The sequence below is a fragment of the Flavobacterium sp. genome, from assembly GCF_965284515.1.
Lineage (GTDB): Bacteria > Bacteroidota > Bacteroidia > Flavobacteriales > Flavobacteriaceae > Flavobacterium.
This window is the reverse complement of record NZ_OZ260089.1, coordinates 153,196-169,520: the sequence shown is the minus strand read 5'-3', so window position 1 is coordinate 169,520 and position 16,325 is coordinate 153,196. Positions and strand designations below refer to the sequence as shown.

Annotated in this window: 18 protein-coding genes and 1 tRNA gene; 8 read left to right on the top strand and 11 right to left on the bottom strand. The window is 30.2% G+C overall.

The features are described from left to right. Positions 1-83: 83 nt before the first annotated feature. A complete protein-coding gene (gene recQ, locus ACQ65T_RS00755; RefSeq protein WP_430399210.1) occupies positions 84-2,279 on the top strand; it encodes a DNA helicase RecQ in 2,196 nt (731 codons plus the stop codon). A 66-nt stretch (positions 2,280-2,345) separates the two neighbouring features. Next, positions 2,346-2,858: a hypothetical protein gene (locus tag ACQ65T_RS00750; RefSeq protein WP_430399209.1), complete on the top strand. Its 513-nt coding sequence runs from the start codon at positions 2,346-2,348 to the stop codon at positions 2,856-2,858. Positions 2,859-2,878: 20 nt separating this feature from the next. Here the strand turns inward: ACQ65T_RS00750 and ACQ65T_RS00745 are convergent, their stop codons facing one another. Continuing rightward, on the bottom strand, positions 2,879-3,115 hold the full coding sequence (locus tag ACQ65T_RS00745) for a hypothetical protein (protein ID WP_430401288.1): 237 nt from the start codon (positions 3,113-3,115) through the stop codon (positions 2,879-2,881). A 110-nt stretch (positions 3,116-3,225) separates the two neighbouring features. Here ACQ65T_RS00745 and ACQ65T_RS00740 point away from each other — a divergent pair, with 110 nt between their 5' ends. Beyond that, positions 3,226-4,782 carry an NAD(P)/FAD-dependent oxidoreductase gene (locus ACQ65T_RS00740; RefSeq protein ID WP_430399208.1) on the top strand — a complete coding sequence of 519 codons (1,557 nt, stop codon included), beginning with the start codon at positions 3,226-3,228 and terminating at the stop codon, positions 4,780-4,782. A gap of 50 nt (positions 4,783-4,832) precedes the next feature. Here ACQ65T_RS00740 and ACQ65T_RS00735 read toward each other — a convergent pair whose 3' ends face one another. Further along, positions 4,833-5,273: a cold-shock protein gene (locus tag ACQ65T_RS00735; RefSeq protein WP_264559499.1), complete on the bottom strand. Its 441-nt coding sequence runs from the start codon at positions 5,271-5,273 to the stop codon at positions 4,833-4,835. 287 nt (positions 5,274-5,560) lie between these two features. Here ACQ65T_RS00735 and idi point away from each other — a divergent pair, with 287 nt between their 5' ends. The 5 genes from idi to ACQ65T_RS00710 all read left to right on the top strand — a co-directional run bounded on the left by idi (position 5,561) and on the right by ACQ65T_RS00710 (position 8,006). Further along, the gene (gene idi / locus ACQ65T_RS00730) at positions 5,561-6,088 is read left to right on the top strand and encodes an isopentenyl-diphosphate Delta-isomerase (RefSeq protein ID WP_430399207.1); all 528 of its coding nucleotides are present in this window, start codon (positions 5,561-5,563) and stop codon (positions 6,086-6,088) included. A gap of 14 nt (positions 6,089-6,102) precedes the next feature. Then, complete coding sequence (locus ACQ65T_RS00725; protein WP_430399206.1) at positions 6,103-6,513, top strand: 6-pyruvoyl trahydropterin synthase family protein; 411 nt, start codon at positions 6,103-6,105, stop codon at positions 6,511-6,513. Positions 6,514-6,566: 53 nt separating this feature from the next. Continuing rightward, a complete protein-coding gene (locus tag ACQ65T_RS00720; protein ID WP_430399205.1) occupies positions 6,567-7,526 on the top strand; it encodes a type I phosphomannose isomerase catalytic subunit in 960 nt (319 codons plus the stop codon). A 59-nt stretch (positions 7,527-7,585) separates the two neighbouring features. Next, positions 7,586-7,855, top strand: a complete 270-nt coding sequence (locus tag ACQ65T_RS00715; RefSeq protein WP_430399204.1) for a hypothetical protein — start codon at positions 7,586-7,588, stop codon at positions 7,853-7,855. A 77-nt stretch (positions 7,856-7,932) separates the two neighbouring features. Continuing rightward, positions 7,933-8,006, top strand: a tRNA-Thr gene (locus tag ACQ65T_RS00710). A gap of 107 nt (positions 8,007-8,113) precedes the next feature. Here the strand turns inward: ACQ65T_RS00710 and ACQ65T_RS00705 are convergent. The 9 genes from ACQ65T_RS00705 to ACQ65T_RS00665 form a co-directional block, all read right to left on the bottom strand. Further along, on the bottom strand, positions 8,114-8,824 hold the full coding sequence (locus tag ACQ65T_RS00705; protein ID WP_430399203.1) for a DUF4369 domain-containing protein: 711 nt from the start codon (positions 8,822-8,824) through the stop codon (positions 8,114-8,116). A 17-nt stretch (positions 8,825-8,841) separates the two neighbouring features. Continuing rightward, positions 8,842-10,146, bottom strand: a complete 1,305-nt coding sequence (locus ACQ65T_RS00700) for a DUF819 domain-containing protein (RefSeq protein ID WP_430399202.1) — start codon at positions 10,144-10,146, stop codon at positions 8,842-8,844. Positions 10,147-10,232: 86 nt separating this feature from the next. Beyond that, positions 10,233-12,089 carry a peptidase M61 gene (locus tag ACQ65T_RS00695; RefSeq protein WP_430399201.1) on the bottom strand — a complete coding sequence of 619 codons (1,857 nt, stop codon included), beginning with the start codon at positions 12,087-12,089 and terminating at the stop codon, positions 10,233-10,235. Between the two features lie 91 nt (positions 12,090-12,180). After that, on the bottom strand, positions 12,181-12,462 hold the full coding sequence (locus tag ACQ65T_RS00690) for a DUF2805 domain-containing protein (protein ID WP_430399200.1): 282 nt from the start codon (positions 12,460-12,462) through the stop codon (positions 12,181-12,183). Positions 12,463-12,545: 83 nt separating this feature from the next. Further along, on the bottom strand, positions 12,546-13,148 hold the full coding sequence (locus tag ACQ65T_RS00685; protein ID WP_430399199.1) for an alpha-ketoglutarate-dependent dioxygenase AlkB family protein: 603 nt from the start codon (positions 13,146-13,148) through the stop codon (positions 12,546-12,548). A gap of 60 nt (positions 13,149-13,208) precedes the next feature. Continuing rightward, positions 13,209-13,910, bottom strand: coding sequence for an aquaporin Z (aqpZ, locus tag ACQ65T_RS00680; RefSeq protein WP_430399198.1), 702 nt, complete (start codon positions 13,908-13,910; stop codon positions 13,209-13,211). A gap of 29 nt (positions 13,911-13,939) precedes the next feature. Beyond that, a complete protein-coding gene (locus ACQ65T_RS00675) occupies positions 13,940-14,293 on the bottom strand; it encodes a DoxX family protein (RefSeq protein WP_430399197.1) in 354 nt (117 codons plus the stop codon). 43 nt (positions 14,294-14,336) lie between these two features. After that, positions 14,337-15,236, bottom strand: a complete 900-nt coding sequence (locus tag ACQ65T_RS00670) for an EamA family transporter (protein WP_430399196.1) — start codon at positions 15,234-15,236, stop codon at positions 14,337-14,339. An 87-nt stretch (positions 15,237-15,323) separates the two neighbouring features. After that, positions 15,324-16,247 (bottom strand): LysR family transcriptional regulator, encoded by a 924-nt coding sequence (locus ACQ65T_RS00665; protein WP_430399195.1) that lies wholly within the window; start codon positions 16,245-16,247, stop codon positions 15,324-15,326. Positions 16,248-16,325: the final 78 nt, after the last annotated feature.

Genomic DNA, 16,325 nt, shown 5'->3' with positions numbered 1-16,325 from the left:
GTAGTTGTTTTTATTGTTTTGTGTTTTTAAAGATTATTGTATCTTTATAAATGCAAATTTAGGTAAAATCATATTAATAGAGAATGAAACTAAACGAAATTGATTTACACAAAGAGTTAAAAAAATATTTTGGGTTTAACCAATTCAAAGGACTTCAAGAACAAGTAGTTAATAGTATAATATATGGTAATAACACATTTGTTATCATGCCAACAGGTGGTGGTAAGTCATTATGTTATCAATTACCTGCTTTAGTTTTAGAAGGAACAGCAATTGTTGTTTCTCCTCTAATTGCTCTTATGAAGAATCAAGTTGATGCTATTAGAAGTTTAAGTTCTGAGTTTGGAATTGCTCATGTTTTGAACTCTTCATTAACAAAAACTGAAATAAATCAAGTAAAAGCCGATATTACTTCAGGAGTTACTAAATTGTTATATGTTGCTCCAGAATCGCTTACAAAAGCTGAATATATTGAATTTTTACAAGGTGTTAAATTATCATTTGTAGCTATTGATGAGGCGCATTGTATTTCTGAATGGGGGCATGATTTTAGACCTGAATATAGAAACTTAAGAAATATCATCAAACAATTAGGCGATATTCCTATTATTGGACTTACTGCAACTGCAACTCCAAAAGTACAAGAAGACATTTTAAAGAATCTTGATATCCCAGGTGCTAATACTTTTAAAGCTTCTTTTAATAGAGCTAATTTGTATTATGAAGTAAGGCCAAAAACTAAAAATATAGAATCTGATATTATTCGATTTATCAAACAAAACAAAGGGAAATCTGGAGTTATTTATTGTTTGAGTAGAAAAAAAGTGGAAGAAATAGCACAATTGTTACAAGTAAATGGTATAAGTGCAGTTCCCTATCATGCAGGCTTAGATGCTAAGACTCGTGCCAAGCATCAAGATAATTTCTTAATGGAAGATGTAGATGTTGTTGTGGCAACCATTGCATTTGGAATGGGAATTGATAAACCCGATGTTCGTTTTGTAATTCATCATGATATTCCTAAATCATTAGAAAGTTATTATCAAGAAACTGGTCGTGCTGGTCGTGATGGAGGTGAAGGCCATTGTTTGGCTTACTACGCATACAAGGATATTGAAAAACTAGAGAAATTCATGTCTGGTAAACCAGTTGCTGAACAAGAAGTTGGTTTTGCCTTGTTGCAAGAAGTAGTTGCATATGCGGAGACTTCAATTTCTAGAAGAAAATATTTGTTGCATTATTTTGGGGAAGAATTTGATTCCGAAACAGGCGAAGGTGCTGATATGGATGACAATATGCGTAATCCAAAACAAAAAGAAGAAGCAAAAGATCAAGTTAAATTATTGCTTGAAGTAATTAGAGATACGAAACAACAATTTAAAGCAAAAGAGATAATTTTAGCGTTAGTAGGTAAAGTTAATGCGGTTATAAAAGCGCATAAAATTGATCAACAACCTTTTTTTGGTAAAGGAAATAAATTTGACGATAAGTATTGGATGGCATTAATACGTCAAGTGTTAGTAACCGGATTTATTGAAAAAGATATTGAAAGTTATGGAGTAATACGTCTTTCAAATAAAGCGCATGATTTTATTAAATCGCCTGAATCTTTTATGATGTCTTTAGATCATGAATACAGTGAATCTGACGATGATAGTATTGTAACTTCATCTAAGTCTTCTGGAGTAGCTGACGAAGTTTTAATGTCAATGCTAAAAGATTTAAGAAAGAAAGTGGCTAAAAAGTTGGGTGTTCCTCCTTTTGTTGTTTTTCAAGATCCATCTTTAGAAGATATGGCACTTAAATACCCTATCACAACTGATGAACTTGGGAATGTTCATGGAGTAAGTGAAGGAAAAGCTAAAAAATACGGAAAAGATTTTCTAGATTTAATTAACCGATATGTAGAGGATAATGATATTATTCGCCCAGATGACTTAGTTGTTAAATCTACAGGAGCAAACTCTGGACTAAAACTTTACATTATTCAGAATGTTGATAGGAAACTTGACCTAAATGATATCGCTTCTGCAAAAGGATTGTCTATGGACGATTTATTAAAGGAAATGGAACAAATTGTTTATTCTGGAACCAAATTAAATATAAGATATTGGGTTGATGATATTTTAGATGAAGATCAACAAGAAGAAATTCATGATTATTTCATGGAATCTCAATCAGATAATATTAAAGCTGCACTTGCTGAATTTGATGGCGATTACGATACCGAAGAATTACGCTTAATGCGAATTAAGTTTATTAGTGAGGTGGCGAATTAAAGTTTTTTAAATTTTTTGAACATTCATAAATCCTTAACTTGTGTTGAGGATTTTAAATATATAGTTATGAAGTACTTTTTTTTACTATTATTTATTACGATTTTTAGTTGTAAGTCAACTCAAGAAAAAATACAAGTTGATAATGTGTTTTTAGAAGCAGATAAAGTTGAAATCTGGTCTTATGCAAATAGGGAAATTTGGCATATAGAGAATGTAGAAGATAGTGATAGTAAGAGAATGGCGAATTTAGAGATTGAAAATGGAAAGCTAAATATAGACTTAATCAATGTAAAAGAGAAAATAAAATTAACTAAAAAAGAAGTTGCTGAAATTTATAAAATATTGTTTAGTAGTAAAATATGTAAGTATGAATCAGTTGCAGCTTGTTATCAGCCAAGACATTTAATAGTTTTTTTTGATTCTGAAGAAAAAGTTATTAATGCTTTGGAAATCTGTTTAAGTTGTATACAGATTCAATCAATTAATAATTTTAATTACCCTGATTTGTGTGAGCAGAAAATGGATAAATTAGAAAAATTATTTAAATCATTTGGAATAAACTATTATGATGAAAAATAATAAATTTCAATAATTGCAATCTACTCATAAACCTCACCACGATGAGGTTTCAGTGCATCTCTAAACGTAATCATGTCTTTTTCTTTCACCACTAAAAAAGCAATAGCGTACATTTCGTTTACAACTTCAAAACCAGTAATTTTTAGTGGATATTTTTCTATTTCTAAGAATTCTTTCAAATGAATTTCATGATGCTCAGCTGTTTTTGCAGCCGCTTGACCTCTAAAATCCCAAATCAGTTTAATTTTTCTCATAATTTTTCGTTTCAAAGAGGCAAAGTTACAAAGTCAGTTGTCAAATTACTACTTTTGTACTCAATTAAACAGTCTAGTTATCTAAAAGTCTAGAAATCTAAATATCTATTTTAATGCCTCGCGAATTTCAATTTCAAGTTTCACCAGAAGTAGCTGCTAATGAAGTATTGCTTAATCAGTTTGTTGCAAAACTTTTTAATGTTTCTCCAAAAGAGATTCGAAAAACAGTTGTTGTAAAGCGTTCTATTGATGCAAGACAAAAAGCAATAAAAGTCAATATAAAAGCCAATGTTTTTCTAGTAGGCGAAGAGTTTGTTGAATCAAAAATTGAGTTACCAAATTATCATAATGTAGCTAATGAAAAAGAAGTAATTGTTGTAGGGGCTGGTCCTGCTGGATTATTTGCAGCACTTCAATTAATTGAGTTAGGCTTAAAACCCATTGTTTTAGAAAGAGGGAAAGATGTAAGAGGAAGAAGACGTGATTTAAAAGCAATTAACGTAGATCATATTGTAAACGAAGATTCTAATTATTGTTTTGGTGAAGGTGGAGCAGGAACCTATTCTGATGGAAAGCTATATACACGTTCCAAAAAACGTGGCGATGTAGATAGAATTTTGGAACTTTTAGTTGGTTTTGGAGCTTCAACGGAAATACTAGTAGAAGCACATCCGCATATTGGAACCAATAAATTACCACAAATTATTCAAGATATTCGAGAAAAAATCATTGAATGTGGCGGAGAAGTTTTATTTGAAAAAAGAGTAACTGATATTATAATAAAGAACAATGAAGTTGATGGAGTTATGCTTCAAGACGGTGCAACAATACATGCGAACAAACTAATTTTAGCGACAGGTCATTCGGCTCGTGATATTTTTGAATTATTAGATGAAAAGCAAGTTTATATTGAAGCAAAACCATTTGCTTTAGGTGTTCGTGCCGAACATCCACAAAATTTAATTGATAGCATTCAATATTCGTGTGATTTTAGAGGCGAATATTTGCCGCCAGCTCCCTATTCAATAGTAAAACAAGTTGGAGGTAGAGGAATGTATTCTTTTTGCATGTGTCCGGGAGGAGTTATCGCGCCTTGTGCAACAGCTCCCGGTGAAGTGGTTACCAACGGTTGGTCGCCTTCAAAAAGAGATCAAGCTACTGCCAATTCAGGAATTGTTGTAGAATTGAGATTAGAAGATTTTAAACCTTTTGAAAAGTTTGGCGCTTTAGCAGGAATGGAATTTCAAAAAGAAATAGAACAAAAAGCTTGGCAAGTTGCGGGGAAGACACAAAAAGTTCCTGCACAAAGAATGATTGATTTTACACAGAAAAAAATATCTGATTCAATTCCTAAAACGTCATATGTCCCAGGTACAACTTCGATAGAATTAGGAGATGTTTTTCCAAGTTTTTTAACACAGACAATGCGAGAAGGTTTTGTGCAGTTTGGTAAATCAATGAAAGGATATTTTACCAATGAAGCTATATTACATGCTCCAGAAAGCAGGACTTCTTCGCCTGTGCGTATTCCAAGAGATAATCAAACATTAGAACACGTTCAAATAAAAGGATTATATCCATGTGGTGAAGGCGCGGGTTATGCTGGTGGAATTATTTCTGCTGCTATAGATGGAGAAAAATGTGCATTAAAAATTAAAGAAAGTTTATAAATAAAAAAAAGCCGCTATTGTAGCGGCTTTTTATATATAAAAAAGGGTGATTATATTTTTTTTACTCTTACAGCATTCATTCCTTTAGGACCTTTTTCAAGTTCATAAGTAACTAAGTTGCCTTCTTTTACTTCATCTATTAAACTACTAACGTGGAAGAAGAATTTATCGTTTGAATCTACTTCTTTAATAAATCCAAAACCTTTTGAAGTATCAAAATAATCAACAGTTCCTTTTCTATCTGTTGGAACTTCTTCAATATCTTCTTTCTTAGGTATTCCTATTTCAATGTCTTCTGCCTCAATAACAATTTTCTTTGATGGATCTGGAGGAGTACTTGTTAAATGTCCATTTTCATCAACATACACAAACATGTCGTCAGTTTTTCCACTAGCTTTACGAGCATCTTTCTTAAGTTGCTTCTCTTGCTTTTTCTTTAATTTAAGTTTTTCTTTTTCTTTTTTGTTAAAAGTTTCTTGAGGTCTAGCCATTAAATAATAAAATAATTTAGGTTAAAAATAATAAGGTGATAAAATGTTGAGTAAAAACAAGAACAATTAAGGAAAAGAATAATTGAAAAAATAGTTAATTCTGTAGCATTTTGACAAAGATACAATAAAATTGAATAGTAATTAAATAATTGTAAGGTATTGAAAGTGAATTAATTTGTTTTTATGTTGTCTCTTTTTTAAAAACCATATAGTGGTATAGGTTTTTCTTATAAAAAGCGAATAGTTTTAAATCTTCTTTTTTTGTACTTTTGAAGTGAATAAAAAATATGGAAGAAGAAAAAGTAATTTTAGTTGATGTTAATGATGAGCCAATTGGTTTAATGAATAAAATGGAAGCTCATGAAAAAGCATTGCTTCACAGGGCTTTTTCTGTTTTTGTTTTAAATAGCAATAATGAAATAATGTTGCAACAAAGAGCTTCTCATAAATATCATTCACCTTTGTTATGGACAAATACTTGTTGCAGTCATCAACGAGCTGGAGAAACTAATCTTCAAGCTGGTACTAGACGATTAGAAGAAGAAATGGGTTTTGTTGTTCCTCTAAAAGAACTGTTTTCTTTTATATACAAAGCGCCTTTTGATAATGGTTTAACAGAGCATGAGTTAGATCATGTTATGATAGGTTATTCTAACGAAGAACCAGTTATTAATCCTGATGAAGTTGAAAGTTGGAAATGGATGAAGATTGAAGATGTGAAAAATGATATTGAAAATCAGCCAGAAGTTTATACGGTTTGGTTTAAAATTATTTTTGACAAGTTTTATCATTATTTAGAAGACCATAAAGTTTAAAAAAAATCAATAAAATGAAAGTAACTGTTTCTAGGAAAGCACATTTTAATTCAGCTCACAGATTGTATCGTAAAGATTGGACCGATGAAAAAAACGATTTGATTTTTGGTAAATGTAACAATCCAAATTTTCATGGTCATAATTATGATTTAATAGTTAGTGTAACGGGTGAGATAGATAAAGAGACAGGATTTGTTATTGATGTTAAAATTTTATCTGATTTAATAAAACTGCATATTGAAGATGCGTTTGACCACAAAAATTTAAATTTAGATGTTCCTGATTTTGAAAAGTTGAATCCTACTGCAGAGAATATAGCTGTTGTAATTTGGAACAAACTAAGGAATCATATTTCAAGTGAAAATGAATTGGAAATTACTTTATACGAAACACCTCGAAATTTTGTTACTTATAAAGGAGAGTAGTCTTACTTCTATATTTCTAAACTTTTCACATCTTTACAGTAGTTAATATACATATGAAATTATATCCATTAACATTTAAGCCTATTATTAAAGAAAGAATTTGGGGAGGTTCCAAACTAAATACTTTTTTAAATAAAGAGTTAACAATAAAAAATGCTGGCGAAAGTTGGGAATTGTCTTCGGTTCCTAATGATGTTAGTGTTGTTGATAATGGAGGCTTAAAAGGTAGAAGTTTAAATGAAATTATTGCTTTAGATCCAGAAGCTCTTTTAGGTAAAGAAGTTGTTGAAAAATTTGGATATGAACTACCATTGCTTTTTAAGTTTTTGGATGCTAATAAAGATTTGTCGATACAATTACATCCTAATGATGAATTAGCTAAGCTAAGACATAATTCATTTGGCAAAACAGAAATGTGGTATGTGATTCAGGCCGATGAAGGGGCAAGAATAATTGTAGGCTTTAAAGAGAATTCAAGTCAAGAGGAATATTTAGCTCATTTGGAAAACAAATCGATTGTGTCTTTGTTAAATGAAATTCCTGTAAAAGAAGGAGATGTTTTTTTATTAGAAACCGGTACAATTCATGCAATAGGAAGTGGTGTTGTAATTGCCGAAATTCAGCAAACTAGCGATGTTACATATAGAGTTTACGATTGGGATAGAGTAGATGCTGATGGAAAAGGTAGAGAGTTACACACAGAATTAGCTTTAGAGGCAATAAATTATAATGTAGTTAATTCTAAAATTAATTATACATTGAAAAGTAATGAAAGAAATGCATGTGTAAAGAATTTTTATTTTACTACAAATATTCTTTTAATATCTTCTCATTTTAAATGGGAAAAGAGAAAGGAAGCTTTTACAGTATTGATGTGTACAGAAGGTAATTTTTCAATTCATTTTAACAATGAGGTGTTTCATCATAAAAAAGGTGAAACGGTTTTAATTCCTGCCGAAATTAGTGCTTTCAATCTAGAAGGGAGTGCTACTATATTAGAAATTTCTATCTAAAACAATTGTACTACGAAAATATTATGTAATTTTGCAAAGAATTTTAAAATAAGATCAAAATGGCAAGCGTTAAAAACTTGAAAAAAGAAATCAACTACGTTTTAGGAGATTTAGTAAACATTGTTTACATCTGGGAAATGACAAATGGAGGAAAACCAACTGAAGCTACTGATGTATTGGTTGATGAAATCTATGATAACTACGATAATTTTGTTTCTAGAATTAGAGATAGAAAAGTTGAGAACAAAAAAGCTCACTATAAACAAATTCGTTCTGAATATGAAGCTGCTGCTAATCAAATAGTTGCAAAAATCAACGAATTAAAATAAAAAAATCAATAAAAAAAGTGCAAAAAATATTTGGAAATTAAAAATTCACCCTTATATTTGCACTCGAAATTTGAGTTGCCAGCGTAGCTCAGCTGGCTAGAGCAGCTGATTTGTAATCAGCAGGTCGTGGGTTCGAGTCCCTCCGCCGGCTCAAATTAAAACCATCACTTAACAGTGATGGTTTTTTCGTTTTATAAAGTAATAAAAATAAAAAAAGCGGTTAATTTACTAACCGCTTTTTTATTCTGTTACGCTTTTTTATTCAGAAGCCTTTCTTGTTTTTATGTGCTCATCTAACATTTTCCCGTATTTTGATTTTGCAACATTAGGAGTTAAATGTTTTTGAATAGTATCTAAATAAGCAATATTAATATCGGCGATTTCAGAAACAGCTAAATAAGGTGCAATTTCATATTCGCCATGTGTTGAGGCAAAGTTTGCAGTATATCTATATTTTCTAATTTTTAATTTATCAAATGCAGTATTAATACTATCAGCATTTGATACATTTTTTGTCATTTGATTTTTAATTCTTTTTTCAGTCAAAACTAGATTTTCATCGTTAAATTTTGAATTAAACGAATTGAACTCTTCAAATAATTCTTGATTTTTTGAACCAGTTATTTTTGCAGCAGTATAAAACGTTTTCAATTTAGAAGTGATATTCATTTTTCCTTTTTCAGCGAAAAACTGTAAACTATTGTCAATTGAATTGCTCTGACCTCTATCTAAGGTTAAAAACAACATTTCAGGCTCTTCAAGCGGTATTATTACTTCAAAGTTTGAATCTCCTTTTATTTCAATACTATCTAATACTATAAATGAATTATCTTGTATTTTTTGAATGTAAATTTTACCTTGACTTAAACCTTCAATGTTTCCAGTAAGATGTAAATCATTTCCTTCTTCATTTTTATTACAAGCAATTAATGTAATTAAGCTTATTCCTACAATTAATATTTTTTTCATTATTTCTTTTAATATATTTATTTTGGTGCTACAGTTTCCATTAAATAGGTACATAAAATTGCTCCATATGTACCGGCTACATAACCAAATATAGCCAATAAAACACCGACACTAGCTAATGATGAGTGAAATGCAGAAGCTACTACAGGTGCAGAAGCTGCCCCGCCAACATTTGCTTGGCTTCCTACGGCTACAAAAAAGTAAGGAGCTTTTATTAATTTTGCAACGCCAAAAATAACGATAAAATGAATAAGCATCCAAATTATTCCTACAGCAATTAAGCCTGGATTTTCTAATACTGATCCTAAATCCATTTTCATTCCAATTGAGGCAACTAAAATGTATATAAAAACACTTCCTATTTTACTTGCTCCAGCACCTTCGTATTTTTTTAATGGTGAAAAAGACAATGTAATTCCTAAGAATGTTGCAATAGTTACCATCCAAAAGAAAGTTCCGCCAAATGTGGAAGCAAAGCTTTTAGGGTCGTTTACAACTTCAAATGTATTAGAGAAAAATGATGCGCATAATTGTGAACCCCAGTGAGATAATCCAACTGAACCAAACGCAATGGCTGTAATGATTATATAATCGTTTAATGATGGTGTTCTTTTTACGCTTTCTTGATAATCTGAAACTTTATCTTGTAATTCTTGTATTGATGAATTATCTGCTTTCAGCCATTTATTGATGGCTTCTTTTTTTCCAATTCCGAATAATAAAAAGGCCATCCCTATGTTTGCAACAACAATATCTACTAATACCATTGCTCCATATTTTTCTTGATTGTATTTAAAAATCTCTAACATTGCTGCCTGATTTGCTCCTCCGCCAATCCAACTTCCGGCAAGTGTTGAAAGTCCTCTCCAAACCGCATCAAATCCATTTCCACCCACGGTTTCAGGAGAAAAGATAGATACAATTAAGATAGCTATTGGTCCGCCTAAAATAATCCCTACTGTTCCTGCTAGAAATACAATTAAGGCTTTTGGTCCTAAATTGAACAATGCCTTAAGATCTATACTTATAGTCATTAATACTAAAGCGGCAGGTAATAAGTATCTGCTGGCTATAAAGTAAACAGATGATTCTTTTGTTATCTCTTCACCATTAGAACCTATTTCAACCCATTCAGGGGAAATGATGTTCAAAGAACTAAGAATTGCGGGTAATAAATAACACATTAATAAGGCAGGAACAACTCCATAGAATTTTTTCCAAAAGCCTTCTTCTTTTGAAGATGTATGAAATACAAAACCTAATAATATCATTAAAAGACCAAATACAATAGTATCGTCTGTAAAAAAAGGTGCATTGCTCATGTTTTTTTATTTGGATGCAAAATAATGAAAAAAATCCTCAAAACTACTATGAGTTTTGAGGATTTAATATTATTAATTATTAATTATTAACCTTTTAACCAAGCTTCTTTAATTGCTTTTTTAGCTTCGTTTGTAGACTGGTAGCCTTCACGAATTTCTTTTGGCATTTTTACTTTACCTTTTAATTCTTGTTCTTTACCATCACGTTTAATTTTAACGGTCATGTCTTCACCATCTTTCCAATTCATAGAACCTAATACTAAGTCATAAATATTGTCTAAGTTATAATTGGTTCCATTAACTGCAAGAATTTTATCTCCGTTTTTCAATCCCATTGAAGTCATAAATTCATTAAGTTCAATGCTTGGTAAAATCATGATTTCTTTTGTAGTAGGATCAACAGTAATATATGGAGTTTGACCTTTTAAGAATGGGTTACCTGCAACTTCAATTTTAGCTTCAGTAACACCCATTTTTGCAAAATAATCTGCATAAGGAATTGGAGTTTCTCCAGCAACATAAGTCTTTAAGAACTCCCCAACTGATGGGTATGTTAATTCAGTAATCTTAGCAAATAACTCTTCATCTTTAAATGCTTTTTTACTTCCATATTCATTAGATAAATCTTGCATTAAAGTTAAGATTCCTTTTTGTCCTTTACTTTCCTCTCTAATGATAATATCCATACACATTGCAATTAATGCACCTTTTTGGTAAACATTGATGTACTGCTCTTTATATGGAGCGTTTAAAACGTTTTTACTCATTTTAGTAAAACTCATTTTATCATTCATTTGGCTTGCTTGAGAAATTTTTTGAGCCATTCTTTCAAAGAACTCTGTTTCATCAATTAAACCTTGATTTACTTGAAATAAGTTTGCAAAGTATTCGGTTACACCTTCATACATCCATAAATGTTCAGACATTTGAGGATTGTTAAAGTCAAAATATTGTATCTCGTTTGAGTGAACTGTTAAAGGAGTTACAATATGGAAAAATTCATGAGAAACAACATCTTTTAGTTGTTCTTGTAACATTTCTAACCCCATCATTTCTGGCATAACTACCGTAGTTGAAGTTGGGTGCTCTAAAGCTCCAAATCCTTTAGCGTCTTTAGCTTGCATATCAGAAAGATATAACAAAATTGCATATTTTTTAGTTGAATCGAAAGCTCCCAAGAACTTCTTTTGAGCTCTCATCATAGTTTCCATATTAGGAGTAATATCTTTGGCAGTATATTTTCCTGTTGGAGAATAAACACTAATGATAATTTCCATATCATCAACCATGAAAGAAGTGAAATCTGGCTTTGAATACATTAATGGCATTTCAACTAAAGTTGCATATTTCGAACTGTTAAAAACATCTATAGTATCAGAATTATCTAAATCAACCATTGCAGATACACCTAATAAGTTTGCAGGGTGAGTAACTGTCATTTTATATGGAGTTTCAGTTTTTCCAGCAAAATAACCTACAAATCCATGTGTGTTTAGCATAAAGTTTTCGCCGGCTTTAATATTTGTTCCTGCAGGAGAAAATACATCTTCACTATTGCCAAATCCACCTCCGCCTTCAGTATCGAAAGTATCGTTTACTAAATAAGTAACTTTTGATAATTTAGAAGCGTCTGAAATAGTGTATGAGTTTTCATCAATTTTAGTAACACGTAAACCATTTCCCTTAGCGTCAAATGCTTTGAAATTCTCTATGAAACGACCGTAATCATCTTCAGAGTATGTTCCTGGAACTGTTTTTGGAATGTGAAAAGTAGTTGTTTCAGATGTAAAAATAGGTGTTGCTATAGACACCATTACTTTGTCATCCTTTACATTTACTAAATCGATCGATACATCTACTACGTCCATTTTTGGAGTAGTTTTTGCTGTTTTACAACTCCAGAAGAATGTTGCAACAGCAAGACTTAAAATTATTTTTTTCATTTTTTAACTATTGATTAATGATAAGTAGAATAATTTGGAAATTTGTTACATGATAAATAAAAAAATGCTCTTGAAAATCAAGAGCATTTTTTTAATCAAATTTATTTTTAAAATAATATTTACTGTCTAAATCATCATCTTCAATAGGATTGAATTTTAAAGGTTTTGGTTTTGGTTTATTTGCAGCAACCTTTTTTTTCCAAAGTTCAAAATTATCTTTGTTCAATCTCATTCTCATTAATTCGGTTACTTCTTTTTCAGAAATGCCAAACTCTTTTTTAATCACTTCAAAAGGTTTTTTTTCCTCTTGGGCCAAAGTAACAATCTTCTCTAATGATTTGTTATCTAATTCTGCTTTTATTTTCTTTTCCATCAGATGAAAAAATTATTTGTTTTTAGTTGATGGTTCAATATTATAAAAAAAAACAAAAAAATAAAAATGTATAAATATATTTTTTACAAAATACGCCTAAAGGTTAAGTTTATTCTTTCTTTTTTTGTCTTTGTTGCCTTTGGAATTTGATGCTTATAATGAATTTGACTTCCTTCTTTCATCAATAATAAACTTCCATGTTTTAAAGTTAGAGATAATTTAGCATCTTTGTTTGTGTTGTGTTTTAATTGAAATATACGTTCTTCACCAAAACTAACAGAAGCAATAATTGGGTTTCTTCCTAATTCTTTTTCATTATCAGCATGCCATCCGTTTGAGTCTTTTTCATTTCTGTAACGATTAATTAAAACGGTTGTAAATGAATGATTACAAGTTTCTTCTATTTTTTCTTTAATAAAAGTAAGTAATGAATTCCATTGATGTGGATGCATTACGATATTTGAATAGGAGTAAGGTTTATCTTCGTTTCCATATAATGCAGTTAGTCGTGGCTGTAAATGGGTTTTTCCAAAAATAGAAATATTGTCTTGTTGCCAATGAGTTTCTTCTATTAGTTTTTTGAATAATTCATCTGCTTTTTCTGTATTGAAGAAATTAGGATAATACACAAAAACAGCATCTGGAAGATTTAAAACTATTTTTTCGTTTGGAAATAAATTTAACATAGTATAAAAATAAAAAAAGCGATGATAATTTCATCGCTTTTTTACAATAAAGTATTATAATTATTTGTTGTCTTGAAGTAAATTTTTATAAATAAGTCCGCCAACAATAGCGCCTAATATTGGAGCTACCCAAAACAACCAAACTTGTGTTAATGGAGTTCCTCCAACAAATATAGCTTGTGAAAGTGAACGAGCTGGATTTACAGATGTATTGGTTATTGGAATACTAATTAAGTGAATTAATGTTAAGGCAAGACCAATTGCTATACCTGCAAATTTTCCGTTTGCTAATTTATCAGTAGCTCCTAGGATTATAATTAAGAAGAACATTGTTAAAATGAATTCGGTTATAAAAGCAGACATCATTGAAAAACCTTGCGGTGAAAAAGAATCAAATCCATTAGAAGCAAAAGCTCCAGCCTGAGTAGCGTCGATTGCGAATCCTTCTTTTCCTGATAAAATTAAATATAAAGTACCAGCAGCTGCTATTGCTCCAACGCATTGTGAAATAATATAAGGCGCCAATTCTTTAGAAGAGAATCTCCCGCTTACCCATAATCCAAAAGAAACAGCAGGATTAAAATGTCCTCCGGAAATGTGTCCAACAGCATATGCCATTGTTAAAACAGTTAAGCCAAATGCAAGGGCAACTCCCATGAATCCAATTCCTAATTCAGGGATTCCAGCAGCAAATAATGCACTACCACAACCTCCAAAAACAAGCCAGTACGTTCCAAAAAATTCTGCAAATAATTTTTTCATAGTTTATAAAGTATTAGTTAGTATTCTTTTTAAGTATATAGAAAAGCCCAATAAATTAATAAAAGTTGTAAAGGGAGTCTAAATAATCGTACCCATTTTGGCAAACCTAATGCAGCTTTGTCATTTTGGTACATGTATAAGTTAGCTGGAAAAACAGCTATTAATAATGTAATAATTCCCCAAGAAGCAATATTAGATGTAAATGAAAAGCAAACTAAAATGCCTAATAGTATTTCTGCTAAGCCACTTAATTTGTTTAATAAATTTGGATTTGGTAAGCACTGTGGAATAATTTTAAGATACAATCTAGGTTGTCTAAAATGATTTATACCTGCTAAAACATAAATTACCCCCATTAAATATTGATGCCATGGTAAATTCATACAAAATATTTGTAACGAATTTATCTAAAAAATATATAAAAAACTATTTTTTCTTGAAATTAATGTTCATTATTACAATTGCCATGATGATTAAAAGAATTCCGATCCATTGAGAAAAGACAACCGTTTCGTTTAATAAAAAATAAGCCATTAGTACAGAAACAGGCAATTCTAAAGAAGATACAATACTTCCAAGTCCAATTCCTGTTTTAGGAAATCCAATATTTAACAACATAGGAGGAATAATAGTTCCAAATAGAGCTAAAAAGATTCCGTAGTTACCAAAAATTGCAAAATTGAAGGGTCTATTTTGAGTATAAAGACTAAATATTAAAACAATAATCGCACCACCTAAAAGCATGAATAAACTACGTTGTGCAGAAGAAATACCTAAAGCAACTTTATTTGCAGTAAACATAGTTGTTGTAAATGAGGCTGCAGCTAACATTCCCCAAAAAACGCCAAGTACGTTTAATTCAACATCGTTAAATAAAATATTTGTTGCTAATAATGTACCAGTTAAAACAATTATCACAGCAATTGTTTTTTGTTTTGAAGGCGCTTTTTTGTCAAGAATCCATTCTAGTAAAACTCCCATCCAAACTGTTTGCATTAATAGAACAATTGCAATAGAAACGTCAATATATTTTACACATAAATAGTAGAAAACACTTGTTGCTCCCAACGATGTTCCTGCTAACATTAAATTAAAAATATTTTTTGGAGTTGCTTTTACAGTTTCTGATTTATTCTTAAATTTTTGAAATAGATTTATCAGAAGAATTCCTAAAATACCATATACAAATTGAGATGTGGTAACTTCAGCAGTTGTGAACTTTTCAGCATCTAAGTAAGCTAATTTTACAAATGTAGCTAACATTCCATAACTGGTTGCACCTAAAGCTACTAAAAACACACCTTTTACTATTTCATTTTTCGACATTACTCATTTTTTTAAGGGGCGCAAATATAAAAGAAAGGATTTATTTTTAGATACTTTTCTTTAAATAATGCCGATTTAATTTAAAAACTAATATTTTTCATACCATTTAAATTTATTCTCTATTATTTGAATTTTCTTTTCTTTAATAAAATCTAAGTATGCTTTAGCTACAGGCGATAAAGATTTTTGTTTGTGCCAAATTAAGTTCCAATTGGTTTTTAAGGGTAAGCCTTTTAAAGGAATAATTTGAAGATCGTTATTGAGTAATTCGTTTTTTAAACCAATTAGCGGCATGATAGAAACACCAAGTCCTGCTAATACTGCTTGTTTAACTGCTTCATTAGATGTTAGCTCTAATTTTTTGTTGATTTTTAAATTATGAGTTTCAAAAAAACGCTCAATTTTCCATCTTGTTCCCGAACCATTTTCTCTATAAATAATATTCAGTTCATTTAAAAATTCAGGATTGTATAATTTTTTTGTGATTTTAAAATCTTTATTTGCAATTAAAAAAAGTTTATTATCCATTAATTCTTCATTATAAATTGAAAAATTTTCTGGCAAAATTGAAACTAAAGAAAAGTCAACTTCATTTTTTTCTAAACTTTTTAAAACTTTTACTTTGTTGGTTACATCTAGAGATAATTCAACTCCAGGGTTTGATTTTAAAAAATCAGATAAAAAATAGGGAATAATGTATTTCCCTGTTGAAACAACAGAAAGAGTAAGCCTACCCGTTAACTCTCCTTTGAATGCTAAAGTCTTATTTTGAATTTCTTGAACTTCATTTATGATTCGTTGCGCAATAATTGAAATTTCTTTACCAAAATCGGTTACATATAATTGCCTTCCCACTACTTCAGTTAATGGGATTTCAAATTGGTCTTGAAAATTTTTTAATTGTATTGAAACAGCAGGCTGGGTAAGATGCAATTCTTCAGCAGCTTTTGTGATGCTGTTTGTTTCAGTTATTTTCAGGAATATCTGTAATTGATGCAATGTATAATTCATAAATATATTTTATGCAAATCATTACAAATATAAATAAAAATTTATAGAATAAAAAAACAAACTTTGCAGAGTTAATAA